This window comes from Chlorobaculum sp. MV4-Y (assembly GCF_025244685.1).
Classification (GTDB): Bacteria; Bacteroidota; Chlorobiia; order Chlorobiales; family Chlorobiaceae; genus Chlorobaculum.
Genome location: NZ_CP104202.1, coordinates 297,330 through 322,082, shown reverse-complemented (window position 1 = coordinate 322,082; position 24,753 = coordinate 297,330). Strand labels below are relative to the sequence as shown.

The following is a 24,753-nucleotide window of genomic DNA, read 5'->3' as shown; positions in this document are numbered from 1 at the left end:
ATGGTCGGTGAATGTACGGATAATTCATCGTTTCTTCAGGAAAAAACAGTTTTTGAAACTGAAATCCTGCAGCGTTGGAATACCCTTGAAAATAGCATAGATTTCAAGGCATTCCTGTTTATCAGTACGGCACTCACCCGCTTGAACGCGTCGGCTAACTGGCCTTTATTCAAACTTCTGAACGACTCTGTGATGAACAAGCTCACCACCATCGAAAGCCATTTTCTCCAGCAGCAGAAACTCAACCCGGAAGTCAACAGCGAAGTGACTGACCTGTTGAACGACGTCGCCTTCGCCGCCAAACTGGTCCGGCGTGAAGTTGTCAGGGCAGGTCTCGCCGATATCCTCGGGCTGGCCGGAACGACCAACGTGCAGGGCGAGGAGGTCAAAAAGCTCGACCTGTTCGCCAACGAAAAGATCATCTGCGCCATCGGCCAGCATGGGCGGTTCGCACTCATGGGATCGGAGGAAAACGAAAGCGTCATCGTACCCCCGAAAAACGAAACCGGTAACTACGTGCTGCTTTTCGACCCGCTCGACGGCTCGTCAAACATCGACGTGAACGTCAGCGTGGGCACGATCTTCTCGATCTACAAGCTCAAGAGCGACGACCCCACGCAGGCAAGCCTTGAAGACTGCCTGCAGAAAGGGGCCGACCAGGTTGCCGCCGGATACGTCATCTACGGCTCGTCGGTCATGATGGTTTATACCACCGGCCACGGCGTGCACGGTTTCACCTACGACCAGACCGTCGGCGAGTTCCTGCTCTCGCATGAAAACATCACCACCCCGGAGCGAGGCAAATACTACTCGGTCAACGAAGGCTCCTGGCAGGATTTTAACGACGGCACGAAGCGCTTTCTCGACTACCTCAAGGAGGAAGACAAGGCAACCGGACGCCCCTACAGCACCCGCTACATCGGCTCGTTCGTCGCCGATTTCCACCGCAACCTGCTCACCGGCGGTGTGTTCGTCTATCCGGCCACGAAGAAGCACAAAAACGGCAAGCTCCGCCTGATGTACGAAGCCAATCCGATGGCCTTCATCTGCGAGCAGGCCGGAGGCCGCGCCACCGACGGCCACCAGAGAATCCTCGACATCGAGCCGACCGAGCTGCACCAGCGCACCCCGCTCTACATCGGCAGCAAGAACGACGTACTCATCGCCGAAGAGTTCGAGCAGGGAAAGAGGTAAAGTTTACTGAACTTTTTTGATAACGACAAAACCCCAGCCGATTGGTTGGGGTTTTGTGTTTTTCAGGATCGGAATCGAGATTATGCCTGCGGCGCGTTCTCGAACTCCGGATAGAAAATCCGCTCGATGCCAACCGCTTTGCCAGTCTCGACGTCGAGCTTGAGCAGCACGGCAGAAAAATGGACGTCGTCGGTGGCGCATTCATATTTGTGGGGGGTCTGGTAAAGCATCCGGTCAACCGCCGATTTGACCTGCATGCCGATCACCGACTGGTAAGGTCCGGTCATGCCGACATCGGTCAGGTAGGCCGTGCCTTTCGGAAAAATGCGTTCGTCAGCGGTCTGCACGTGGGTGTGCGTGCCGATCACCGCCGACACCCGGCCATCGAGGTACCAGGCCAAGGCGAGCTTTTCGGCGGTCGCTTCGGCGTGGAAATCGACCACGAGGAGCGATGACTGCTCTTTGGTCTGCTTGATCACCCAGTCCGCCGTGCGAAACGGGCAGTCGATCGGAGACATGAAGGTGCGCCCTTGCAGATTCAGCACGGTGATGTTACCCAGCCCGCGAGGAAGTTTGTACACACCGTAACCTTTGCCATACGTGCCCTTGGGGTAATTCTGCGGGCGGAGCACCCGCTCGTGCGTCTTGAGCGTGTCGAAAAAGTTGAAGTTGTTCCAGATGTGATTGCCGCCAGTCACCACATCGACGCCCGCTTCGAGCATCAGATTCAGCGCTTCAAGGCTCATGCCTTTACCGTTGTGGGCGTTCTCGCCGTTACAAATGACGAAATCGACCTCGTACTTCGAGATGAATCCCTTGAGCATCCGGCTGACGATCTGCAGGCCAGGATTGCCGACGACATCGCCGATAAAGAGAATATTCGCGGTTTTTGCTGACATGTCGAAGTCCTTGGTAAAGCTGGTATTGTCGTTCATCTTTTGGCGTGAAATTACACATTAACAGCCATATTGAACAGCCCTTTTCGATCATCGGCAGAAAATTCATCGCTTCCCGAAATATACCCGCAGGGTCGCCGAATATGAACTTAATGGCTCCGGCTCGTCGTTCGTTATCTGATCGCGTACCCTCGCAAATCCAGAACAGGAGCGAATGCCATGACCAAGCCGAGAACCATCAGCAAGGCGTTCAGAAGCAAACCGGTAACCGAAGGCGCCGGAGTGCGGCTCAAACGAGCCTTCGGATTCAGCGAGCTTCCGCTGTTCGACCCTTTCTTGCTGCTTGACGATTTCCGTTCAGGAGACAGTGAGGACTATCGCAAGGGGTTTCCCTGGCACCCGCATCGCGGCATCGAAACCATCACCTACATGCTCGAAGGCCAGGTGGAGCACGGCGACAGCCTGGGCAACAGCGGCGTGATCCGGCCCGGCGGCTTGCAGTGGATGACCGCCGGGAGCGGCATCATCCATCAGGAGATGCCGGAGGGCGACCGGCACAAAAGAATGGGCGGACTCCAGCTCTGGGCAAACCTGCCCGCCTCACAGAAGATGACCAGGCCGCGGTACCGCGACATCACCGACTCCCAGGTGCCGAAGCTGAAGCTTGACAGCGGCGTCACCATCTCGCTCTTCAGCGGCAGGATCAGTGAGACGGTCGGCCCGGTTGACGACATCGCCATCGACCCGGAATATCTCGACGTCACCGTGCCGCCATCGACCTCTTTCACCCATCCAGTCAAACGGGGGCACACGGTGCTCGCCTACGTCATCGGGGGCAGGGGCATCTTCTGCCATGCCGACGAACCGTTCTCCCATGATACAGAGGGGGTCAACTATTTCGACATGGAGCCTGCACCATATCAGGATAATGAAATCCTCATTCTGTTCAGCGATGGAGACAGCGTGACGATAAGCACCGAAAACGATTCGGTCCGGTTTCTGCTCATCTCGGGCAAACCGCTCAACGAACCGGTCGCCTGGTACGGCCCGATCGTCATGAACACCAGAGAAGAGTTGCGCACCGCCTTCGAGGAGTACCAGAACGGCACCTTCATCAAAGAGCGCTGAGTAGAGCTGCGTTTGGCCAAATCGACGAGGCGGGCTATTTTGACCATCCATCAACGCCAGATCCACGTTCGTGAATCCTGTAAAAAAAGCGTCCGGCACGGCAGGCTTGCTGCTTCTACTCCTGCTTCTCCTGCTGAACCTCGGAACTATCGCACTCCTGCTCGATTCGGGAAATGTTTCGGCGGAGGCGACAAGAGAGGCTTTCGCCGCCATGCAGGAGTACCGGCGCCGGAACCCCGCAAGCGAGCCGCCCCGGACGCTTGCCGTCATCGACTACTCAAAGCCATCGTTCATGAAGCGGATGGTCATCATCGACCTGAAAACCGGTCGACAGTCGTTCTATCGGGTTGCCCACGGCAAAAACTCCGGCGAGCTTTTCGCCCGGCAGTTTTCGAACACTCCGGAGTCGAACATGAGCAGCCTCGGGCTGTTCCGCATCGGAGAGCAATATTACGGCGACCACGGACTCGCGCTGCGGCTCGACGGCCTCGATTCGCTGCGGAATGGCAACGCCTCGAAACGTGACATCGTGCTGCACCAGGCCGGGTATGTCTCGATTCCCTTCATCCTGCTGAACACGCTCACCTTCCAGGGACCGAGGATCGGCAGAAGCAACGGCTGTTTTGTCGTTTCAAAAAGCGACATCAGCGAGGTGGTGCAAAAGCTCTCCGCCGGGGGGTTTATCTATGCGTGGGCGCCCGGTAACGAAACTCCCTGAAAACAGAGAAGCCCGGCGATGCACCGGGCTTCTCTGTTGACGATGTGCTGTCTTGCGACAGAACTCACATGGCGTTGATGATCGCGTTGAAGGTGCCACTCGGGCGCATGGCGCGCGTGATCTTTTCATCGTCGGGCTGGTAGTAGCCACCCATGTCGACCGGACTGCCCTGCGCGGCGATCAGCTCGGCGTTGATCAGCTCCTCCTTCTCGGCGAGCGCTTTGGCCACACCGGCGAAACGAGCCTTCATCTCGGCATCCTTGTCCTGCGCGGCCAGCGCTTCGGCCCAGTAGAGAGCCAGGTAGAAGTGGCTGCCGCGGTTGTCGATCTGGCCGACTTTACGGGCGGGCGACTTCTGGTTGTCAAGGAACTTGCCAATAGCCTGGTCGAGCGTGTCGGCAAGCACCTGCGCTTTCGGGTTGCCGAAGGTCTGCGCGAGGTGCTCCAGCGATGCGGCCAGAGCGGAGAACTCGCCGAGCGAATCCCAGCGGAGGTAGCCCTCTTTCTGGAACTGCTGGACATGCTTGGGAGCAGAGCCGCCCGCGCCGGTCTCGAACAGGCCACCGCCGTTGAGCAGCGGAACGATGGAGAGCATCTTGGCGCTGGTGCCGAGCTCGATGATCGGGAACAGGTCAGTCAGGTAGTCGCGAAGCACGTTGCCGGTCACCGAAATGGTGTCCTCTCCGGCACGGAAGCGACCGAGGGTGAAGCGCATCGCTTCGACCGGCGGCATGATTTTGATTCCCAGGCCTGTGGTGTCGTGCTCTTTGAGGTACTCGTTCACCTTGGCGATGATCTGGCGATCGTGAGCGCGGTTCTCGTCGAGCCAGAAGATGGCTGGAGCGCCGGTGGCTCTGGCACGGCGCACGGCGAGCTTCACCCAGTCGCGGATCGGAGCGTCCTTAGCCTGGCACATGCGAAAGATGTCGCCGGTCTCGACCTTCTGCTCCATCAGCACCGAACCATCGGCATCGACCACGCGGATGACGCCGTCGCCGGGGGCGATGAAGGTCTTGTCGTGCGAGCCGTACTCTTCAGCCTTCTGCGCCATCAGGCCGACGTTCGACACGCTGCCGATGGTGGCCGGGTCGAACGCGCCGTTCTTGCGGCAGTCGTCCACGATCTCGCGGTACATGGTGGCGTAGCAGCGGTCGGGAATCACGGCCTTGCAGTCGTGAAGCTGGCCGTCGGGACCCCACATCTTGCCGCCGTCGCGCACAACGACCGGCATCGAAGCGTCGATGATGATGTCGTTCGGCACATGCAAGTTGGTGATGCCCTTGTCGGAATCGACCATCGCGAGCGCCGGGCGGGTCTTGTAGACCGCCATGATATCAGCCTCGATCTCGGCACGCTTCTCTTCCGGCAGGTTCTGGATTTTGGCATAGAGATCACCAAGGCCGTTGTTGACGTTCACACCAAGCTCGGCAAGTAATGCGCCATGCTTGTCGAACACATCCTTGTAAAAGACCGACACGGCGTGGCCGAACATCACCGGATCGGAAATCTTCATCATGGTCGCCTTCAGGTGCAGCGACAAGAGCACACCTTTGTCCTGCGCGTCCGCGATTTGCTCGGCGTAGAAGTCGCGGAGCTTGCGGACGTTCATGACCGAGGTGTCGATCACTTCGCCGGGAAGCAGCGCGGTTTTCTCTTTCAGCACCTTCACTTCGTTCGCGCCGCTGACATACTCGATACGGACGGTGGTGGCGGCAGGCACGGTCACGGACTGCTCGGTGCCGTAGAAGTCGCCCTCGTTCATGTGGGAGACGTGAGCCTTGGAGTCTTTGCTCCATGCAGCCATGCGGTGCGGATGCTTCTTGGCGTAGGCTTTGACGGAGAGCGGAGCGCGGCGGTCGGAGTTGCCCTCGCGAAGCACCGGGTTCACGGCGCTGCCAAGCACTTTGGCGTAGCGGGCGTTGATCGCCTTCTCTTCGTCGTTCGACGGAGCTTCCGGGTAGTCCGGCACGTTGTAGCCATGCTCCTGAAGCTCCTTGATGGCGGCTTTGAGCTGGGGAATCGAAGCGCTGATATTCGGCAACTTGATGATGTTGGCTTCCGGGGTGAGCGCGAGTTCGCCAAGCTGGCTGAGGTAGTCGGGAATTCTCTGTTCTTCAGTCAGATTCTCCGGAAAATTGGCGATGATCCTGCCGGCGAGAGAAATGTCCCTCGTCTCGACCTCGACACCGGTTCCGCGGGTAAAGGCCTGGATGATCGGAAGCAGCGAGTAGGTCGCCAGGGCTGGAGCCTCGTCGATCTTGGTGTAGATGATGGTCGATTTGCTTGCCATATCGTTGCTATTAAAGGTATTATGGTTATGAATGACTTCTGAGAAAAAGAAAACCTCGTATCCCGATCAGGAGTCGCACTCCCCCCCCTGTCAGTAAAAAAACTGCTGTTGTGTGCTCCCGAAAACGCACCGGGATTGACTGGCGTACTGTAAATGCACGTATCGTGCCTGAAAAACGATCACCTCCTCAAATGGCAGTTGACCTGCAAAAAAGGTGAAACCTGCCTTCTGGCCCTGGTCAACAAGGCCATAAAACGAATGGGTATGGAAGTGATGAAGGAAAACGGAAGGCCAGCGGAAGCCGACGCTCCATCAAAGCTTACTTGGATGAATGACGGCCTTCGAGTCCAACTCTTTCGGCAAGCTCCTTGTCATGTAAAACCTCATGAGCAAGCTTGATCATGGGAATGGTTGCACCCATCGAGCTGTAACCGCCATCATGGAAAAGATTCTGCATGGTCACCTTGCGCGTCAGATCGCTCAGGATCGTCATGGTGTACTCGGCGCACTCTTCAGCACTCGCGTTACCGAGCGGCGACATCAGTTCACCGTAATCGTACATCTTCTCGAAACCGGGAATACCGCTGCCGGCTTTCGTGTAGGTCGGGCTCTGTGAAATCGTGTTGATCCGGATGCCGCGAGGTGCCAGTCTCGGGCCGAAGCTGCGTGCAATCGATTCGAGCAGCGATTTCGCGTCGCCCATATCCGAATAGGTCCAGTAGTTTCGCTGCGAAGCGATGTAAGAAAGCGCAACGATGCTGGCGCCGTCATTGATAGCCTCGTTCTTCAGCGCATAAGCCACAAGCCTGTGGAACGAAATGCCCGACACATCGAGCGTTCTCATAAACCACTCGTAGTTCAGCTCCTCGTATGGCACCTGCTTGCGGATGTTCTGGGACATACCGATCGAGTGCACGATGAAATCGACGGGACCCATTTTCTCTTTGAGTTCCCTGAAGGTATTATCGACATCCTCGTTCTTGGACGCATCGCAGATCAGAATCGGGGCGTTACCGCAAAGCGCGGACAGCTCCTGGAGATTGCCGAAGCGAATGGCCGTCGCAACATTCGAAAGCGCGATTTCCGCACCTTCGCGGTAGGCATGAAGCGCGATCTGCCAGCCAATGCTGCTTTCATCGAGCGGGCCGAAAACAATTCCTTTTTTTCCTTTCAAAAGACCATAGTGCGCTTTTTCGGGCATGATACAATCTGATTCTATTCAGAAAATAAGGGTAGCGGTTACCCCTTTGATGATCGTTCAAAGCTGTTAAGATACAAGTTTCCGGTGAATTGTTAAACAGCTACCGGTAAATTTTATACCCTGCTGAAAATGCGACGCGGCAAACGCGACGCGCTGACTTCGGTCACGCCACGCGCGTCAACGTCAGATTTTCAGGCGGCGCATCGAACGCAGCTTGTCGAGCACGTTCTTGTTGACGTTCAGCTCCATATCCTCTTTATCGACCTTGACCTCCTTGAAGATCACCCTCAGCATGTTGTCTTCACGGACGAAGCGGTCCATGTCGAGGCTGTAGAGCGCTCTCGGCAATGTGATGTTGCGCTGGGCGCGATCGACCGTGACGATGATGTCGGTACCCATGCGCTCGACCGAAACATCCTCAGCATCCTTGAGGAACGGAATCCGGATGCAGAGCACTTCGCGATGATCGGAGGTCGCCTGGTTCTTCTTGCTCTCGATCCAGAAGTTCTTGCCCGAATAGAAGGTCTTGTCGGGAGCCTCTTCACCAAAGACGATCTGGCTGATGTCGTACAGCGCGTCGGGACCGATCGGCTCGGTGCGTTGCAGGTGGCATCGGAAGACCGGCGTCGGATAGAAGGAGTTGTCGATCTCCATCAGATACTTGCTGTGCAGGTCGGCCCAGAACTCGAAGTACTCGCCCACGGTGCGCGAGGTCGGCAGAATCTTGTTGATGAAAATGCCGTCGATGTTGATGCCATAAAGATGCACGAAGGTGTAGGCGCGCTTGGTTTCGAGAATCGAGAGTTTCTCCGGGTTCAGCACCAGCCGGAATGTCACCTCCGGGCTGAGGATGAACTCGTTGATATCCTCCATCTGCTTGAGCAGCACGTTGACCTCGTTGAAGAAGTCGTCGTCGGGAATATTGTTGCCCGAGAGAGGACGGGCCAGCGAAGACATGCTCTTGTAGAGCTTGAAGAACTGCTTGCCCATGTTGCCGCCGATAATGATCTCCGGGTAGGCGAGCAGGCGGAGCGTGTTGCCAGTCGGCGAGGTGTCGAGCACAATGGCGTCCCAGCGTCCGGACTGCGACTCGTCGAGCAGGCGGGAAAGCGCGAAGATTTCGTCGAGACCCGGCTGCGTGGTCAGCTCCGAAGCCATGCCGCTGTCGATGCCCTGATTTTTGTACGACGAAGAGACAAACTTCTGGAAGCCCGACATGTTTTTCTTCAGCTCGTAGATGGTATCGACTTCGAGACCGTAGAGATTTTTTTCGATCTTCAGCGGCTCGTTGCGCCCGATCTGCACGCCGAACACATCGGAGAGCGAGTGAGCCGGATCGGAGGACATGATGAGCACCCGTTTGCCTTGCCGTGCAAGGGCGACTGCCGTGGAGGACGAAATGGTGGTCTTGCCCGTTCCGCCCTTGCCGGAATAGATGATAATTCTCGGCTGAGACTGTTTTTCAGATAAATCCCTCGACGACATGCGGCACACTCCTTTGATACAGCCCGAAAAATGATCCCGATAAAACGAATTGTGAAGTTAGCACTTTTACACCAACATTTTCAAAAGATCGTTAACCCATTCTGGGGTAATGATATAAACAATTACAAGACAGAACAAACAGACCTGTTTCATAAAAAAAGAGGAAGTCTCGAAGAGCATCGCGAGACGGCCTCCACCGTCTTGCTTCCGTAAAAAGTGAATTTTTTAGATCACCGTTTCAGCGCACATCTATCTTGCTGATTTTCTTGATGACTGCATTGCCTTTCAGTGGCTTGTAAATCATCACCATTGCAGGATGCCAATCGGTGCCGGGATAGACGGCCCTCGCGTTACAGAAAAATTCGTAGTTCACGCCTTCAACCGCCTGCTTTCTGACGGCAAGAGGCTCATAACCCACCCCTGTGAGACCAGCCATAGTCTCCTTGAATACTGCCCGATCCGTAGATGACAGCAATTCAAACCTGGACCAACCACCCGGTTTTGGAACATCCTTGGCAACCGTTTTCCCGGATTCCGGAGTGGTTGCCGCCTTTTTCGGAACTGCGGGTGATGAATCAGCAGCAACCGATGCGCCACTGAAAAAACCACTCATCGCAAGCACGATAATGAGAGCTGGAACAAATCTCTGTTTCATTGCGGTCTGCCTTTGTTTTTGATTAATGAACCCTTACGCCCCAACTCAAAAGCACCGATTCTCCCTGTCACGCTTTGAAAACAGCGCATGATCGAGCGTTGAATGGTGGCTGCGCTTCGGGAAGTTGTCGAGAAGAGAAAAATCAGGCCCGAATACTCCTCCGTTTTCTGCAAAAAAGTAGCTTTTTCCCTTTNTTTTTCAGAAAAACGAAATCTTTTTCCCAAGCGCGTGTTCGAGCTGCACCATGTACTCTTCGTGAGGGATTTCAATTGCGCCGAGACTCGCAAGGTGAGGGTTCATGATCTGCGCGTCGAGCAAGAGGTACCCCTTCCGCCTGAGGTGCGCCACCAGCCAGGCGAAGGCGACTTTCGAGGCGTTGGGACGAACGAAAAACATCGACTCGCCAAAAAATGCTCCGCCCATCGTCATGCCGTAGAGCCCTCCGGCAAGCTCGCCGTTCTGCCAGCTCTCGACGCTGTGCGCCAGGCCTAGACGGTGCAGCTTGAGAAACACCTCGATAATCTCCTCCGAAAGCCAGGTCTCCTGTTCGGTTGAACGAGGCTGCGAGCAGGCACGGATCACCTGCTCGAAGGCTGAGTTGATTTTGATGGTAAAACGCTTTTCGCCAATGACGCGCCGGAGGCTTCGCGACGGGCGAAAACTGTCGAGCGGCACCAGCGCGCGCTGGTAGGGCTGGCACCAGCTCACCGTCCCCTCGCGAGAGTCGGCCATCGGAAAAAAGCCGTGCCGGTAGGCGCGCAGAATATCTTCAACTTTTATCATACTCCGGACTTACCCGCGTTCACGAAACTGCTCCGCCGTCACCAGCAATTCATCGACCTGCCGCTTCGGCACATGGTGAATACCGTATTTGTCGCGCCAGTAGCGAATATCGTCACCCGGCTCGATCTGGTTGATCACCACCGTCTCGGCGGGCTTGCCGAGCGCGATCACAAGAAGCACCGTCCATGTGTCGGGAATGCCGAGCGACGCCATGAGCCGTTCCCGATCGATGGCGGCAACGATGCAGCCACCCAGCTCCTTCTCCGCCGCGCCGAGCATGATGGTCTGCGCGGCAATGCCGCTGTCGCAGGCAGTGCCCGCTGCATCTTCGTTCCGGCACAGCATGACCAGCCCGGCGGTGGGACGCTCGCCCGGCTCGGGCCCCAGCCACTCATCGAGATAACCCGCCCACTTCAGGCAAGGGAAAAGCTTGTCGAGCATATCAGCGCCTGTAACCGGCAAAAACCGCAACAACTGCCTGTTGGCCGCGGACGGCGTATAGCAGACCAGCTCGACCAGATCGCGAAGCGTTGCATCATTCACGGCGACATGCTCGTCGAACCGCCGGATGCTGCGGCTCCGGGTCACCAGTTCCCTGAGCTTCATGATTTCGACCCCTCGCAACAGTGATCCTTCCATGCGGCATCGGTAAAGACGCGCAGATCGTTCCATCTGCCAGAGGCGATCCATTCGGCAATGTAATCGACCGTCCTCGAATAGTTAAGCGGCTTGCCCGGCGGCATGGCGAGCCACTCTTTGAGCAGCTCGCCATCAAGCGTGTGCATCGACATGCCATAGCCGAGCTGCACCATTGCCAGCGCGTTGGACTCCTGCTCGATCTGGCCGTCGAGCGGACGGAGCAGCATCTTCTTGCCGAGATGCAACGCCTCGCCCGGCAGCTCGAAACCCGCGTTGCAAACCACCCCGGAGCACTCCATGAGGTCGCGCAGGAACCCCTCCCGCGAATAGCCCCGGAAGCAGAGATGAGCATCATCGCGATCCTCTTTGACCTTGCCGTAAATAAAAAAGCGGTACGCATCGAACGGGCGGAGAAACGCTTCGATGTCCTCGACCTCCTCGAAAGGCAGGTAAACCAGAATCTTCTGCGGATCCTCCTCTGGCCAGACGGCATTGTAAAGCGTTTGGGGAATAACCGGCGGAAAGATTGGCTGATTAAAATGGTCCCAGTGCAATCCGGCGTTGTAGCGGGCCGGAGCGAAATTGAGCAGAGTGTACTTTTCGAAGAGGTTACCGCGCGCGATGGGGATATGGAAAGGAAATGCGTACTGGTGACCAAACCCGACACTCACGATCCCTTTGAGCCGGGCAGCCATCGAAGTGACCGGCTCGAAATCGGTGATCACCAGATCGACACACGTGGTATCAAGCGACAGAACATCGGCCCAAAGACTGACAAAATCGAGCTGGAACATGGTCTCCATGTAACTCATCTTGCCACGGCGCGTCACCAGGGTGAAGCCCTTGAGCACCTTGTAGGGAGCGAACACCTCTATCTCGCGAAGCTCCTCCTCCTTTCTGCCGCTGATGATGACCTGAACCTCATGACCATCCTCCTTGAGCTTTCTGACCAGCTCCCTGCTTCTGCTGATATGGCCATTCCCTGTTCCCTGAACGCCAAAAAGGATCTTCATGCAATGCGTTTGTTTAATGCCCTCCCGTTGCCAGTCAAAAGCCACGGGACTGGATGCCAATAGCTTAAAATTACAATTATTACGGAAATATAGAAGAAGGCGGCAACGGCGTAACACCGTTGCATCACAGATTGACCGGCGGTATGAGAGAAACGGAGAAAAGTGTTAGTTTAAGAGAGTCCGGCCCGAAAGCCAGTGATACACCCAAGCAATCTTTTCATGCCTGTTTTTCAATGGAAATCAAGACCGACATTCTTCTTGGCGACTGCAAAGAAGTTCTGAAAACGCTGCCAGACGATTCGGTGGATCTCGTCTTCACCTCACCGCCCTATGCCGACCAGCGAAAAAAAACCTATGGCGGCATCCATCCCGATGACTACGTTGAATGGTTCCTGCCGATAGCAGCAGAGCTGAAAAGGGTGCTCAAGCCCACAGGAACCTTCATCCTTAATATCAAGGAGAAAGTGGTCAACGGCGAACGCAGCACATATGTGATGGAGTTGATCCTCGAAATGCGAAGACAGCAGGCATGGCTCTGGACAGAAGAGTTCATCTGGCACAAAAAAACTGCTACCCCGGCAAATGGCCCAACCGATTCAGGGATTCGTGGGAGCGGCTTATTCAGTTCAACAAGAATCGGCACTTTTACATGAATCAGGAAGCGGTCATGGTACCAATGGGCAACTGGTCAAAAACGCGCCTGAAAAATCTCAGCGAGACAGACAAGACGCGCGACGAATCGAAAGTCGGGAGCGGCTTTGGCAAAAACATCTCCAACTGGCTTCAGCGCGAAATGGCCTACCCGACCAATGTGCTGCACCTTGCCACCGAGTGTAATAACAAAAACCACAGTGCGGCCTTTCCCGAAGGATTGCCGGAGTGGTTCATCAAACTCTTCACGAAAGAGGGCGACACCGTGCTCGACCCCTTCATGGGTTCCGGCACCACAAATTTCGTCGCCCAGCGGATGAAACGCAACTCCATCGGCATCGAAATCATGCCGGAGTATCACGAGATGGTTGAACAGGAACTCAAGCCGGTGGAACTCTATCTGCTTGATAAAAAGGACAGTTATGCCCCAACTGAACCTCGGCGACGTATCGAACTACGTTGAAGAAAACATCGGCCTCTTTCACCAGAAAAGAATCGCCAGCCTCGACAGCCTGCGCCTTTCGACAGTACTGAAACGGAAGAACCCTTACCTGTTCAAGGCCAAGCACATGCAAACCGCTGAACAGATCGTTAGGGGACTGGTCGATGCCCACATTTCCTCGAACGAAGAGACTGTTTTCGGAGACTGGCTTGAAGGGTTGGCTATCTTCATCAATGAGAAGGTTTTTCGTGGATGGAAATCAGGCATTCCAGGCATCGACCTCGAATTCGACCGGGATAACAGCCGCTACATTGTGAGTATCAAATCAGGCCCCAACTGGGGTAACAGCGGCCAGATCAAGAAAATGACCGATAATTTCCGGTCTGCGAAAAGAACGCTTCGCACGAGCAATTCCGGGATACAGGTGGTTGCAGTCAATGGATGCTGTTACGGTCAAGACAGAAATCCTGACAAAGGTGACTATTTCAAATATTGCGGGCAGGATTTCTGGGCCTTCATTTCGGGAGAAACCGAACTTTATACCCAAATCATCGAACCTCTCGGCCACAAGGCGCAGGAGAAAAACGAAGCGTTCCAGCAATCCTACGTCCAGATGCTCAACCGGTTTACACTGGAGTTCGGCAATAAGTATTGCGACAGCAAGGGAGCCATAGACTGGCCGAAGCTGGTGCGCTTCAATTCATCAGCAGCAGGACAGGCGTAAGCTGTTATCAAGCCTTAGCCCTCCGTCACTCCCGGATGCTGCGCTTCTGTCATGCTGAGCAGAGCGAAGCATCCCGTCAGGCTGCTTTCATCACACGATCTTCAGATTGGCGTACTGCACCATCAGCGTTTTTTCTCCGGCGGTGCGGAAGTTGATCTTGACCTTCTGCTTCGCACCGCTGCCCTGCACATCGAGCACCGTGCCGGGGCCGAAAATGGCGTGCTGCACTCTGGTGCCGGGCCGGTACTCGCTTTTGGCCGCGCCGGTGGGGCGCGCCGATCCGGCGGGTTTGACGGTCGGCACCTTTGCCGCCGGGCTGCCCGGCTGAGGCCTCAGCGAGGAGCCGAAGACCGGGCGTCCGGCCATTGCCGTCGCAGCGACCTTTTTCGGGCTTTCGGAGAGCTTGCGCCCCCCTTCGGTGACGATGATATCCGGATCGATTTCGTTGATGAAGGTCGAGCGCAGGCACATCTGCGGCTGGCCGTACATGTAGCGGCTCTGAGCCCACGAGAGAAACAGCTTTTCGCGCGCGCGGGTGATCGCCACGTAAAACAGCCGCCGCTCCTCCTCAAGTTCGCTCGGCTCGTAGCTGTTGAGCGGAAAGAGCTTCTCCTCCATGCCGGTGACGAACACCACCGGAAATTCAAGACCTTTTGCCGCGTGCACCGTCATGAGCGAGACGTAGTTGTCCGACTCCTGCGTCTCGTCGTAATCCGACGCAAGCGAAATGGTCGAAAGGAAGTCGCCAAGCGTGGCCGAATTGGGATTGTGGTCGGCGAAGTCACGCGTCATCGAGAGCAGCTCCTGAAGGTTCTCGTGCCGCGCCAGCGCTTCGGGCGTATTCTCCTCCTTGAGCAGCGAGAGCAGGCCGGTCGTGTCGTAGAGCATCGAGAGCACGTCGTAGGCCGTGCCCGCTTCGGCCTGCTGGCGCATCGCCTCGATGAGATCGGCAAACTGCGTCAGCGCGTTCACCAGCCGCGCCTGGAATCCCCCCTCACCCGCGCGCTTCACCGCTTCGTAGAGCGAAATGTTCCGCTCCTCGGCGAACTCCTTGAGCTTGTTGATGCTCACGTCGCCGATCTTGCGCGGCGGAAAGTTGATGACCCGCAAAAGCGACTCGCTGTCGCGGTCGTTCAGCACGAGCCGCATGTAGGCCACGGCGTCCTTGATCTCCTTGCGCTTGTAGAACGACACGCTGCCGAAAATCTTGTAGGGAATGCGGTTCTGCCGCATCATATCCTCGATCACGCGCGACTGGGCGTTGGTGCGGTAAAAGACCGCGAACGAGCGGTACTGCGCGCCCTTCGACAACCGGATTGAGTTGATATGCTCGGCGATCTTTTCGGCCTCACGCTTTTCGTTGAACGCCTCGATGAGCGTGATCGGCTCGCCCGTGCCCGCGTTGGCCACCAGCTCCTTCTTGATCTGGCGCGTATTGCGGCTGATGACGCTGTTGGCCGCGTCGAGAATCGTCTTGGTGCTGCGATAGTTATCGACCAGCTTGAAAAGCTGCGCGTCGCCGTAATCGTCGTTGAAGTTGAGCATGTTCGAGATGTCCGCCCCGCGCCACGAGTAGATCGACTGCGCGTCGTCACCCACCACGAAGATGTTGCGATGCTTGCCCGCGAGCATCTTCGCCACGAGGTACTGCACACGGTTGGTGTCCTGGTACTCGTCGATGAGCAGGTATTTGAAGTAATCCTGCAACTGTTCGAGGACGGGCGGATGCTCGGTGAACAGCTCGATGGGCTTGATGAGCAGGTCGTCGAAATCGAGCGCGTTGTTTTCGCGGAGCTTGTGGACGTAGCGCTCATAGACCAGCGAAATCTTCTGCGACTGGTCGTCGATCGCCTTGCGGTGGAACTCCGGCGGCAACACAAAGCTGTTCTTGGCCTTGCTGATAGCCGAGTGCACAAGGTTCGCCGGCAGCGTTTCGGGCGACAGGTTCAGCTCCTTCATGCACTGCTTGATGAGGCTCTTGCTGTCATCGGCGTCGAAGATCGAGAAGTTGCGGTCGTAGCCGATCAGGTGGATGTAACTGCGCAAGAGCCGCGCGAACACCGAGTGGAAGGTGCCGATCCAGAGGCTGGAGGCGCTGCCCCGTTCGAGAATGCCGTCGATACGCTGGCGCATCTCGCCCGCCGCCTTGTTGGTAAAGGTGAGAGCGAGGATGTTCTGAGGCGAAACCCGGACGTTGCGGATGAGGTGCGCGATGCGGTAGGTAATGACGCGCGTCTTGCCCGACCCCGCGCCCGCAAGCACCATCACGGGGCCTTCGGTCGCGAGCACGGCCTGTCGCTGAACCTCATTGAGGCCCTGAAGAAAATCTGTCAACGCTTCTGAAAATAAAAGGTTAGCGACCTGCATTCCCGGATGGAGATTGGCAGGCCGTCACAAAGCTCAGAAGAATTTCGCACATCCGGGTTGCAATTACAAGGACATCCAGAAAAAGTGTCATGAGCGTCCTGACATCGCCATAAAAGACTTTCAGCACCAGCCAAGTAACCAGCAACTCCCACCAATCAAACCAGCTTTTCGGTTTTCGTTGCCATGATGAGGTCGTTCAGGTGGATGCCTCCGATGGCGTGCGTCCACCACGAGACGGTCACTTTGCCCCATTCGGTCAGGAGCGCCGGGTGGTGCCCCTCGGATTCGGCGAGCTGGCCAACCCTGTTGGTGAAGTCGAGCGCATCCTGGAAATCCTTGAACGTGAAAACCCTGACAAGCTTCGGCGTTCCGGCATCATCAACAAGGTTCCACTCCGGCAGGAAAGAGAGTTGCCGCTGAAGCTCTTCCGGAGCCATCGGAGCTGCCGTTCCCTCGCAGGGCACACAATGTTTGTTTTCGAGCTGTGTCATGAAATGTTCTCTTGTCTTGAGTTCCGCAGATCAGGCCCGGCTCGCCCCGCTGGATATGTCACCGGAATGCTGCTTTGCCTTTGCCTAATTTTCAACCGCGCCATCCATCCCAGAGTTGCACGCGGGTCATGTCCGGAAACTGTAAAACCTCTGCTAGCTCCCTATCTTTTGGTATTTCCTTGCTATATTAGGCATCCGAAATTTCCGGCCTCGACACTGGCCGCCTCCGCTCAACTGGTACAGGCATGTTTCCTCTGGTTTATGAAATCAATACGCGAGTCTGGCTGAAAGAGATTTCGGCGAGGCTTGGGCACCCTGTCACCCTTGAAGCAGTGCCCGATGAGGAGCTGCAGATTCTTCTCGACGGCAAGTTCACCCATGTCTGGCTCATGGGCGTGTGGAGACCGAGCCGTTACAGCGCGGCTATCGCGGCTTCGCACCGTGGGCTTCGCCCGGAGTTGCTCGATCATCTCAAGGATCTGCAACCCGAGGATATTGTCAGCTCTCCCTACTCCATCCCCGCCTACGAGGTGAGCGAAATCATCGGCGGCCACGACGCGCTCGTGGCGTTCCGCCGGCGACTGGCAGAGATGGGCATCAGGCTGATGCTCGATTTCGTACCGAACCACATGGCCCTCGACAACCGCTGGCTGCCGGAACATCCCGAGTTGTTCGTCAGCATTTCGAGGCATGAACAGTGTCATGACCCGTCATCGTGCTTCGAATACACGAGAGGCAAATATCTGGCCCACGGCAAAGACCCGTACTTCCCGCCCTGGAGCGACACCCTTCAGCTCAACTACGCCAATCCGGCCACCCACGAGATGATGATCCACAACCTGTCGCACATCAGCGACCTGTGCGATGGCGTAAGATGTGATGTGGCCATGCTGATTCTGAAGGATGTGTTCAACACCACCTGGGAAAATCTGGCTGGAAAGATGACCGAGGAGTTCTGGCCCAAAGCGATCGAGGCGATCAGAAAGAAACACCCGAAGTTCCTCTTTCTGGCCGAATCGTACTGGAATCGCGAGTGGGAGTTGCAGCAGATGGGGTTCGACTTCACCTACGACAAGCCCTTTTACGACTATCTCGGCGCGTCGCCGGTCAATGTGCCGAAGCTCAAGGGGCACCTGCTCGCCGACTGGGAGTACCAGAAAAAGCTGTGCAGGTTTATCGAGAACCACGACGAGGTTCGAGCCTCGGAGCGCTTCGGCCCGAACCACGCCGTCGCGGCCCTGGTAATGCTCACTTCACCAGGCATGGATCTGATACATCAGGGGCAAATGCTCGGCCTGAAGAAAAAGATACCCGTGCAGCTCATCCGACATTCCAGAGAACCGTCACACAAGGCGCTCCTGCATTTATACCTCAAGCTCTTCGAGTTCCGGCGCGAAGAGGTATTCCAGGAAGGTCATACCGAATGGCTCGAACTGAACACGAACGGCCAGTCGCTCTGCTTCGGCTACTGCCGCACGATTCCGGGCGTTCACGCCTTCATCCTCGCCAACTTTTCGGCGACCGGCATCGACACGCGTTTCAGCCACCCGGCGCTCGCCGGTCTGGACAATTCGGCGGTCAATGTCTTTTCAACCCGCTTTCCGGAGCATCCGCATGAACGCCAGCTCGAAGACTCGACCCTGAGCATCCGCCTCGCACCCCACGAAGGAGTGCTGCTCATAGCCAAGACCAGCTGACGCGGCTCGACCGGCGTTTTTCACCACCACATTTCCGAACGCGCATCCATGAACTACCAGACCACCACTATCGCCTGTCAGACCACCCAGCCGATCGACATCATCGACATCACCGCCGACGTGCGTTCGGCGCTCGAAGAGTCCGGCCTGCAACAGGGCACCGTCACGCTGCTCAGCCGCCACACCACGGCCTGCCTCAACATCAACGAGCGGGAGGAGCGGCTCATGCAGGACATGACCACCTGGCTGAAGCGCTTCATTCCGAAAGACGGCGACTGGCTGCACAACATCGAAACGATTGACGGGCGGGACAACGCCCACTCACACCTGCTGGGCCTCTTCATGAACAGCTCCGAAACGATTCCGTTCTCCGAGGGCCAGCTCATGCTCGGCGAATGGCAGTCCATCTTCTTCATCGAACTCGACGGCCCGCGACCAAAGCGCGAGGTGCTGGTGCACATCCAGGGAGAATAGCGCTCCAGACCGGAACCGTAGGGTGATCCGAAAGGTTAGAAAACTACGTACTTTCATCTGAACCTCATCCCCTGATGCTATGGCAGACCTTGTCTCGACTCCGGCCACTGTGCCGCAGGCCTATCCGCTGCTTTCGTCCATCCACTCCCCCGCCGACCTCAAGAAGCTGAATTTGCACGAACTCGAACAGGTGGCCGCGGAGTGCCGGAAAAAGGTGATCGAGCTGGTTTCGCAGAACGGCGGCCACTTCGGATCGAGCCTCGGCGTCGTCGAGCTGACCGTGGCGCTGCACTACGTCTATAACAGCCCGACCGACCGGATCGTCTGGGACGTGGGTCATCAGGCCTACGTGCACAAAATCCTCACCGGCCGACTGGCGCAGATGGACACCAACCGCCAGTATCACGGACTGGCCGGTTTCCCGAAGCGCAGCGAAAGTCCTCACGACGCCTTCGACACCGGCCACGCTTCGACCTCGATCTCGGCGGCGGCGGGACTGGCGGCGGCGCGAGACCTGGCCGGGCGAAAAGAGAAGGTGGTGGCGATCATCGGCGACGGCAGCCTCACGGGTGGCATGGCCTTTGAGGCGATGAACCACCTTGGCGACACGAAGTCCGACGTGCTGGTCATTCTCAACGACAACCAGATGGCGATTTCGCCAAGCACCGGCGGACTGAAAAACTACCTGGTCAACCTCACCCTGAACAAGACCTACAACCGGCTGCGCAAGTTCGTCTGGGACAGCATCTCCCTGCTGCACAACGAAATCGGCGAAACTGCCAAAACCGCAGTGCACCGGCTCGAAGACGGCATCAAGGCGGCCTTCACGCCCGGCGCCTACTTCGAGGCGCTCGGTTTCCGCTACTTCGGCCCGATCGACGGCCACAACATTGAGCAGCTCACCAAGGCACTGCACGAAATGCGCCAGCTCCACCATCCGAAACTGCTGCACGTCATCACCACCAAGGGGAAAGGCTTCAAGCCCGCCGAGGAAAACCAGCCCAAGTGGCACGCCAGCGCGGGCGGCTTCGACATCGAGACCGGCAAGAACGTCAAGGCTCCCGGCAAACCTGCGAAGCCGAAGTATCAGGAGGTGTTCGGCGAAGCGCTGGTCGAGCTGGCGCTGAAAGACCCGACCATCACGGCCATCACCGCAGCCATGCCGAGCGGCACCTCGCTCGACCTGCTCCAGAAAGCCATTCCATCGCGATGCTTCGACGTCGGTATCGCCGAGCAGCACGCCGTCACCTTTGCGGCAGGGCTGGCATGCGGCGGCTTCAAGCCGGTCTGCGCGATCTACTCGACCTTCCTGCAACGCGGCTACGACCAGCTCATCCACGACGTGGCGCTGCAAAACCTGCACGTGGTGTTTGCCATCGACCGCGCCGGACTCGTCGGCGAGGACGGCCCGACGCACCACGGCGCATTCGACCTGTCGTTCCTGAACGCCGTGCCGCACCTGACGATCATGGCTCCCGGCGACGAGCAGGAGCTGCGCAACATGCTCTACACCGCGCTGTACGAAATCAAAGGGCCGGTCGCCATCCGCTACCCGCGAGGCAGCGGCAGCGGCGCGACGCTGCACAAGGAGTTCACGCCGATTCCGGTCGGCAAGGGACGAATCCTGCGGGAGGGCAGATCGGTGGCGCTGCTCGGCATCGGCACAATGTCACAACGGGCACTCGAAACCGCCGCGCTGCTCGAAACGGCGGGCCTCGATCCGCTGGTGTGCGACATGCGCTTCCTCAAACCGCTCGACACCAAGATGATCGACATGGCCGCTGAAAGATGCACGCACATCGTCACCATCGAGGAGAACAGCATCATCGGGGGATTCGGAAGCAGCGTGGTCAACTACCTGCACCACGCCCACCCCGGCGTGAAGTGCGTTACCTTCGGGCTGCCGGACGACTTCGTCACCCACGGAAGCATGGATGAGCTGTACCGTGAAGTCGGCCTCGACGCAGGAAGTCTGTCGGGAAAGATTCTGGAGTTTTACAGGGATAGGCCGTAAGGCAGCATCGGGAGGGCAAACATCACGAGGCGGAGTGACAGGTTGGCCAGAATTCCGGCCAGCACATCGTCCGACATGATGCCCCAGCCACCGGGCAGGCGTTGCGCCCAATCAACTGGCCCAGGCTTGAGGACATCGAAAAGCCTGAAGAGGATAAACGCCAGCAGCACGGCGAGCGGTGAAAATGGAATCGCAAAAAGCGAAATCCACTGCCCGGCAACCTCGTCGATCACCGCCTGCGAAGGATCCTCGCCGTACTCCTCCTCCATCACCCCGCTTGCCCACACACCGATCATCGTCGAAAGCGCGATCAGAAAAACGAGCATAGGCAATTCACGAATCGCGGGCACATACAGGCAGAGCAAGGCGGCGGCTCCGCTGGCAAAGGTGCCCGGAGCAAACGGCACATACCCGATACCAAAGGCGCTCCCGAAAATCCTGCCGAGCCATTTCTGCATGACTTCAGCGCCCTCCCGCAGGGTTGCGGAAAATGAGGCTCCTGTTGCTGATGAGGTAGGAAACCCCTGTCCAGACCGTGAAGAGCGTAATGGCGAACATCACGTAACCAAGCCAGGGCGAATGGAGAACCACCTCCATGAAATCCGCCATCTTCGGGCCGAAAAGCTCTTTTCTTTCAGTAGAATGAAAAGCATGATGACATAGGCGAACAGGTTCTGGGCGAAGGTTTTGTACTTGGCCTCCTTACTGGTCACCACAGGGTGGTCGATGTGCTCCGCATAGACGCGCAGCCCTGTCACCACAATGTCACGGGCGGCCACGAGCAACACCATCCAGAGCGCCAGATAGCCTTCCCATACATAGAAAAGAAATGCCGAGGTGATGAGCAGCTTGTCGGCCAAGGGATCGAGAAAGGCGCCAAGCCTGGTGATCTGGTCATACTTTCGCGCGTGGTAGCCGTCGTAGATGTCGGTCAGCGACGCGAAGGCGAACACGATGACCCCCGCCAGCTTGTACCACGCGCCGGACTGCATGAGCAGCAGCACAAAAACCGGCACGAGAATGATTCTCAGTATGGTAAGCTGGTTGGAGAAAGTCATGTCGATGATGAAATTGAAATCGGCAAGGCAGCGTCCGGACGCTCGCAAGGCGGAAAGATACGTCATCCCGCACTTATTTTCAACGCTGCGGCAATGTGCGGGCGCGACTTTTTCATGCACTGTCTCAGCGAATTTCCACTACCGTCACGCCTGCGCCGCCCTCCTGCCAGTCGCCGAGGCGGAAGCTCTTGACACGCGGATGCTGCTTGAGAAATTCCGAAGTGCGCAGCCGGAGCGCGCCCGAGCCTTTACCGTGAACGATGGTGCCCGACGGCATCCGGTGCACCGCCAGCCCGTCGATGAAGCGCCCGATCTCGGCAATCGCCTCGTCGCCGGTCAGGCCGCGCAGGTCGAGCCGCGTCGATTCGAGCGGCGTCGATTGCACCGACCAGCTCTTGCTCCCCGCCGCGCCTGTCGCCGCATCCTTTTGCAGCTGCTTCGCTCCGGCGCGGGAAATCTTTTCGAGACCGCGCAGCGCCGTGGTCAACCTGAAGTTGCCGCACATCAACACTGCGGAGTCGCCCTGGATCGACTCCACCTCGCCTGTGGTGTTGGTATCGCCGATCCGCACCGTGTCGCCGGGGCGGATACTCAGGTCAGCCTGCGGCGCGATCTCGCGTTCGACGGCCTCCTCTTTCGACGCGGCCTCCTGCTTCATCCCGGCCAACTTCGTCCGCGCATTGTGCAGCGTGGCCTCGTCGCCGGGATGCTCCTTCACCTCGCGCACCAGATCGCGAATCTCCTTGCGCGCCTGTTCGAGCTGGCGGTTCAAGTCTCGCAAGCCACGGCTTTTCAGCTCCTGCGTCTTCTTGCGCAACTCCGCCCGCTGCAAAGTGAGCGTGGAACGAATCTCCGCAAGCGCCGTGCGCTCACGCCGGAGCTCCGCCTCCAGCTCGCGGTTCCGCGCCGCACCCTGACGGAAATCCTCGATCATCTCCTCCAGCCCGGTGTGGCCGCTCTTGAGGAAGCCCGACGCGCGGCTGACAATCTCGTCGGAAAAGCCCATGCGCCGCATCATCGCGAAGGCAAAGCTGTTGCCCGGCACGCCTTTGAGGAAGCGGAAGGTCGGCGCGAGGCCGTGCTGGTCAAACTCCATCGCGCCGTTGACAACCCCTTCGCGCCGGTGGGCGTAGAGCTTCAGTTCGCCGAGGTGGGTGGTCACGATGGTTTTGACGCCGCGCTGGAGCAGCTCCTCGATCACCGCGCGGGCGATGGCGCTTCCCTCCTCAACGTCGGTGCCAGAGCACAGCTCGTCGATCAAGACAAGGCTGTCGGGCTGAGCGTGGTCGAGAATGTCGCGGATCGCCGAAAGGTGCGAGCTGAAGGTCGAGAGGTCGTTTTCGATGGACTGCTCGTCGCCGATTTCGATGAAGATGCCGTTGAAGAGCGGAAAGACCGAACTCTCGCTGCACGGCGCGAGATAGCCGTGGCGCAACATGCAGACGAGCAGCCCGGCGGTCTTCATCGCCACCGACTTGCCTCCCGCGTTCGGCCCCGAAATGACCAGCGCGTGCTCATCCTCGCCAAGCTCCAGGTCGAGCGGCAAAACCTTTTCCTTCGAGAAGCCATGCGAAATGAAGAGCCACGGATGGTAGCCCTTGACGATCTTCAGCCGCCGCCCCATCGAAATCTGCGGCAACGTGGAGGCCGTCTCGACGGCAAGCCGCGCCCGCGCGTAGAGCGAGTCGAAGGCGGCCATGATGCGCTCGTTGTGGCGCACGTTCTCCAGCTCCTGCCGCACGCCGTCGGAGAGCGCCTTCAGGATGCGCTCGATCTCGCGCCGCTCGGCGATTTCAAGCTCCTGGATGCGGTTGCTGATTTCGAGCGTCTCCGCCGGTTCGACGAACACCGTTTGGCCGGTCTGCGAGTAGTCCTGAATGTAGCCGTGCAGCTTGTGCTTGTTCTCGACCCTGAGCGCCAGCACCTGCCGTCCGTTTTTCAGCGCCACGGTCTCCTCCATCAGCCACCCTTCGGCCTGGCAGCGCCGCAGAATGCGCTCCATCTTGCGGCGCAATCCGTCACGCGCCTCGCCGAGGTTTTTGCGGATTTCATACAAGCCGTCGCTCGCCGTATCGCGCACCACGGCCCGCTCGTCGATGGCCTGCGAAATCGAGTACTGGATGCTCTTTTCGAGCCAGATGCGGATGGTGAATTCGTTCAGTTCCGGAAAGCGCTCGCGGCTGGTGAACATGAACTTGCGGAGCTGCACTGCACTTTGCAACAGATAAAAAATATCGAGCAGCTCGGCGGCGTCGAGCCAGCTGTCGAGCACTTCGAGCTTGTCGAGCAGATGGCGCGTATCGGGCAGGCGCGAAAACGGCAGCGGCTGCCCTTCAAGCAGAAACTCTTTCAGTTCAAGCACCCGCACCAGCTCCCGCTCGCGCTCGTCGGGAAGCCCCATCTCCATAACGAGATCGCTCCCCATCGGCGAAATGCAGAATCCTGCCGCATGACGCGCCACCTTGTCAAATTCGAGTTTCCGGAGCAGGGAGACTGATTCCGTCGCTGTCGTTTCGTCTATATTCACCATAACACTGTTTCACTTCGTTCACGCTTCTGGCCGCCAAGATAAAAGATAATCCTGAAAAAGCTGAGGACGAGGGATTTTGTTGGGGGGATGGGTGTGGAATGTCGTGACAGGTGACGAGCGACTCGATCGATCCAGAAAAATCTGTGGTCTGTTGTGCTCAGATGGGCGGAAAGTGCGAGCTTTTTTCTGCTGAAACACTACATTTGTGGAAAAAAACTTTTGCTGAATGGACTGGTGCCGTGATTGAGCGCGGTAAAGCATGGAGGTTGTTGCTCTGTTCGACTTAGCTCAATAGTGTTGTAG

The 24,753-nt window shown here is 57.6% G+C and carries 19 protein-coding genes and 2 pseudogenes; 8 read left to right on the top strand and 13 right to left on the bottom strand.

Annotated features, from left to right (window positions below; genetic code table 11):
* Positions 1-192 precede the first annotated feature (192 nt).
* Positions 193-1,194 (top strand): class 1 fructose-bisphosphatase, encoded by a 1,002-nt coding sequence (gene fbp, locus NY406_RS01555; protein WP_260534886.1) that lies wholly within the window; start codon positions 193-195, stop codon positions 1,192-1,194.
* 80 nt (positions 1,195-1,274) lie between these two features.
* On the opposite strand, the gene NY406_RS01550 is transcribed toward fbp, so the two are convergent.
* Positions 1,275-2,093 carry a TIGR00282 family metallophosphoesterase gene (locus tag NY406_RS01550; protein ID WP_260633721.1) on the bottom strand — a complete coding sequence of 273 codons (819 nt, stop codon included), beginning with the start codon at positions 2,091-2,093 and terminating at the stop codon, positions 1,275-1,277.
* Between the two features lie 216 nt (positions 2,094-2,309).
* On the opposite strand from NY406_RS01550, the gene NY406_RS01545 reads away from it, so the two are divergent.
* Together NY406_RS01545 and NY406_RS01540 are read left to right on the top strand one after the other, a co-directional pair.
* Positions 2,310-3,218: a pirin family protein gene (locus NY406_RS01545; RefSeq protein WP_260534884.1), complete on the top strand. Its 909-nt coding sequence runs from the start codon at positions 2,310-2,312 to the stop codon at positions 3,216-3,218.
* A gap of 70 nt (positions 3,219-3,288) precedes the next feature.
* Positions 3,289-3,936, top strand: coding sequence for a murein L,D-transpeptidase catalytic domain family protein (locus NY406_RS01540; RefSeq protein ID WP_260534882.1), 648 nt, complete (start codon positions 3,289-3,291; stop codon positions 3,934-3,936).
* A 64-nt stretch (positions 3,937-4,000) separates the two neighbouring features.
* Here NY406_RS01540 and NY406_RS01535 read toward each other — a convergent pair whose 3' ends face one another.
* The 7 genes from NY406_RS01535 to NY406_RS01505 all read right to left on the bottom strand — a co-directional run bounded on the left by NY406_RS01535 (position 4,001) and on the right by NY406_RS01505 (position 12,002).
* A complete protein-coding gene (locus tag NY406_RS01535) occupies positions 4,001-6,226 on the bottom strand; it encodes an NADP-dependent isocitrate dehydrogenase (RefSeq protein ID WP_260534880.1) in 2,226 nt (741 codons plus the stop codon).
* Positions 6,227-6,545: 319 nt separating this feature from the next.
* Positions 6,546-7,427 carry an enoyl-ACP reductase gene (locus NY406_RS01530; RefSeq protein ID WP_260534878.1) on the bottom strand — a complete coding sequence of 294 codons (882 nt, stop codon included), beginning with the start codon at positions 7,425-7,427 and terminating at the stop codon, positions 6,546-6,548.
* 183 nt (positions 7,428-7,610) lie between these two features.
* Entirely contained in the window at positions 7,611-8,912 is a 1,302-nt protein-coding gene (locus NY406_RS01525) for an ArsA family ATPase (protein WP_260534876.1), read from the bottom strand.
* A 238-nt stretch (positions 8,913-9,150) separates the two neighbouring features.
* On the bottom strand, positions 9,151-9,567 hold the full coding sequence (locus NY406_RS01520; RefSeq protein WP_260534874.1) for a hypothetical protein: 417 nt from the start codon (positions 9,565-9,567) through the stop codon (positions 9,151-9,153).
* A 198-nt stretch (positions 9,568-9,765) separates the two neighbouring features.
* Positions 9,766-10,350 (bottom strand): leucyl/phenylalanyl-tRNA--protein transferase, encoded by a 585-nt coding sequence (aat, locus tag NY406_RS01515; protein ID WP_260534872.1) that lies wholly within the window; start codon positions 10,348-10,350, stop codon positions 9,766-9,768.
* 9 nt (positions 10,351-10,359) lie between these two features.
* Positions 10,360-10,989, bottom strand: coding sequence for a nitroreductase family protein (locus NY406_RS01510; RefSeq protein ID WP_260534870.1), 630 nt, complete (start codon positions 10,987-10,989; stop codon positions 10,360-10,362).
* Positions 10,953-12,002 carry a glycosyltransferase family protein gene (locus NY406_RS01505; RefSeq protein ID WP_260534868.1) on the bottom strand — a complete coding sequence of 350 codons (1,050 nt, stop codon included), beginning with the start codon at positions 12,000-12,002 and terminating at the stop codon, positions 10,953-10,955. Before NY406_RS01505 ends, NY406_RS01510 begins: the two co-directional genes overlap by 37 nt.
* A gap of 143 nt (positions 12,003-12,145) precedes the next feature.
* Here NY406_RS01505 and NY406_RS11255 point away from each other — a divergent pair.
* Together NY406_RS11255 and NY406_RS01490 are read left to right on the top strand one after the other, a co-directional pair.
* Positions 12,146-13,116: pseudogene (locus tag NY406_RS11255) on the top strand (DNA-methyltransferase).
* A complete protein-coding gene (locus NY406_RS01490; protein WP_260534864.1) occupies positions 13,076-13,819 on the top strand; it encodes a PmeII family type II restriction endonuclease in 744 nt (247 codons plus the stop codon). The pseudogene NY406_RS11255 and the gene NY406_RS01490 overlap by 41 nt, the downstream one beginning before the upstream one ends.
* 90 nt (positions 13,820-13,909) lie before the next feature.
* Here the strand turns inward: NY406_RS01490 and NY406_RS01485 are convergent, their stop codons facing one another.
* Both NY406_RS01485 and NY406_RS01480 read right to left on the bottom strand, forming a co-directional pair.
* Entirely contained in the window at positions 13,910-16,153 is a 2,244-nt protein-coding gene (locus NY406_RS01485) for an ATP-dependent helicase (protein WP_260534862.1), read from the bottom strand.
* A gap of 188 nt (positions 16,154-16,341) precedes the next feature.
* Positions 16,342-16,677: a 4a-hydroxytetrahydrobiopterin dehydratase gene (locus NY406_RS01480; RefSeq protein WP_260534860.1), complete on the bottom strand. Its 336-nt coding sequence runs from the start codon at positions 16,675-16,677 to the stop codon at positions 16,342-16,344.
* 245 nt (positions 16,678-16,922) lie between these two features.
* Between NY406_RS01480 and NY406_RS01475 the strand changes: the two genes are divergently transcribed.
* The 3 genes from NY406_RS01475 to dxs all read left to right on the top strand — a co-directional run bounded on the left by NY406_RS01475 (position 16,923) and on the right by dxs (position 20,862).
* Complete coding sequence (locus NY406_RS01475) at positions 16,923-18,374, top strand: alpha-amylase family glycosyl hydrolase (protein ID WP_260534858.1); 1,452 nt, start codon at positions 16,923-16,925, stop codon at positions 18,372-18,374.
* 48 nt (positions 18,375-18,422) lie between these two features.
* The gene (locus tag NY406_RS01470) at positions 18,423-18,848 is read left to right on the top strand and encodes a secondary thiamine-phosphate synthase enzyme YjbQ (protein ID WP_260534856.1); all 426 of its coding nucleotides are present in this window, start codon (positions 18,423-18,425) and stop codon (positions 18,846-18,848) included.
* 79 nt (positions 18,849-18,927) lie between these two features.
* Entirely contained in the window at positions 18,928-20,862 is a 1,935-nt protein-coding gene (gene dxs / locus NY406_RS01465) for a 1-deoxy-D-xylulose-5-phosphate synthase (protein WP_260534854.1), read from the top strand.
* Here the strand turns inward: dxs and NY406_RS01460 are convergent.
* The 3 genes and pseudogenes from NY406_RS01460 to NY406_RS01450 form a co-directional block, all read right to left on the bottom strand.
* Positions 20,844-21,320: a phosphatidylglycerophosphatase A gene (locus NY406_RS01460; RefSeq protein WP_260534852.1), complete on the bottom strand. Its 477-nt coding sequence runs from the start codon at positions 21,318-21,320 to the stop codon at positions 20,844-20,846. The genes dxs and NY406_RS01460 overlap by 19 nt on opposite strands.
* Before the next feature lie 4 nt (positions 21,321-21,324).
* A pseudogene (gene pgsA / locus NY406_RS01455) lies at positions 21,325-21,920 on the bottom strand (CDP-diacylglycerol--glycerol-3-phosphate 3-phosphatidyltransferase).
* Positions 21,921-22,044: 124 nt separating this feature from the next.
* On the bottom strand, positions 22,045-24,450 hold the full coding sequence (locus NY406_RS01450; protein ID WP_260534850.1) for an endonuclease MutS2: 2,406 nt from the start codon (positions 24,448-24,450) through the stop codon (positions 22,045-22,047).
* Positions 24,451-24,753: the final 303 nt, after the last annotated feature.

What these genes read in the sequence shown, in the direction of transcription:
- fbp (WP_260534886.1), top strand. Translation starts at nt 193, where the DNA reads ATGAACAAGCTCACCACCATCGAAAGCCATTTTCTCCAGCAGCAGAAA.
- NY406_RS01550 (WP_260633721.1), bottom strand. Translation starts at nt 2,093, where the DNA reads ATGTCAGCAAAAACCGCGAATATTCTCTTTATCGGCGATGTCGTCGGC.
- NY406_RS01545 (WP_260534884.1), top strand. Translation starts at nt 2,310, where the DNA reads ATGACCAAGCCGAGAACCATCAGCAAGGCGTTCAGAAGCAAACCGGTA.
- NY406_RS01535 (WP_260534880.1), bottom strand. Translation starts at nt 6,226, where the DNA reads ATGGCAAGCAAATCGACCATCATCTACACCAAGATCGACGAGGCTCCA.
- NY406_RS01530 (WP_260534878.1), bottom strand. Translation starts at nt 7,427, where the DNA reads ATGCCCGAAAAAGCGCACTATGGTCTTTTGAAAGGAAAAAAAGGAATT.
- NY406_RS01525 (WP_260534876.1), bottom strand. Translation starts at nt 8,912, where the DNA reads ATGTCGTCGAGGGATTTATCTGAAAAACAGTCTCAGCCGAGAATTATC.
- NY406_RS01520 (WP_260534874.1), bottom strand. Translation starts at nt 9,567, where the DNA reads ATGAAACAGAGATTTGTTCCAGCTCTCATTATCGTGCTTGCGATGAGT.
- aat (WP_260534872.1), bottom strand. Translation starts at nt 10,350, where the DNA reads ATGATAAAAGTTGAAGATATTCTGCGCGCCTACCGGCACGGCTTTTTT.
- NY406_RS01510 (WP_260534870.1), bottom strand. Translation starts at nt 10,989, where the DNA reads ATGGAAGGATCACTGTTGCGAGGGGTCGAAATCATGAAGCTCAGGGAA.
- NY406_RS01505 (WP_260534868.1), bottom strand. Translation starts at nt 12,002, where the DNA reads ATGAAGATCCTTTTTGGCGTTCAGGGAACAGGGAATGGCCATATCAGC.
- NY406_RS01490 (WP_260534864.1), top strand. Translation starts at nt 13,076, where the DNA reads ATGCCCCAACTGAACCTCGGCGACGTATCGAACTACGTTGAAGAAAAC.
- NY406_RS01480 (WP_260534860.1), bottom strand. Translation starts at nt 16,677, where the DNA reads ATGACACAGCTCGAAAACAAACATTGTGTGCCCTGCGAGGGAACGGCA.
- NY406_RS01475 (WP_260534858.1), top strand. Translation starts at nt 16,923, where the DNA reads ATGTTTCCTCTGGTTTATGAAATCAATACGCGAGTCTGGCTGAAAGAG.
- NY406_RS01470 (WP_260534856.1), top strand. Translation starts at nt 18,423, where the DNA reads ATGAACTACCAGACCACCACTATCGCCTGTCAGACCACCCAGCCGATC.
- dxs (WP_260534854.1), top strand. Translation starts at nt 18,928, where the DNA reads ATGGCAGACCTTGTCTCGACTCCGGCCACTGTGCCGCAGGCCTATCCG.
- NY406_RS01460 (WP_260534852.1), bottom strand. Translation starts at nt 21,320, where the DNA reads ATGCAGAAATGGCTCGGCAGGATTTTCGGGAGCGCCTTTGGTATCGGG.
- NY406_RS01450 (WP_260534850.1), bottom strand. Translation starts at nt 24,450, where the DNA reads ATGGTGAATATAGACGAAACGACAGCGACGGAATCAGTCTCCCTGCTC.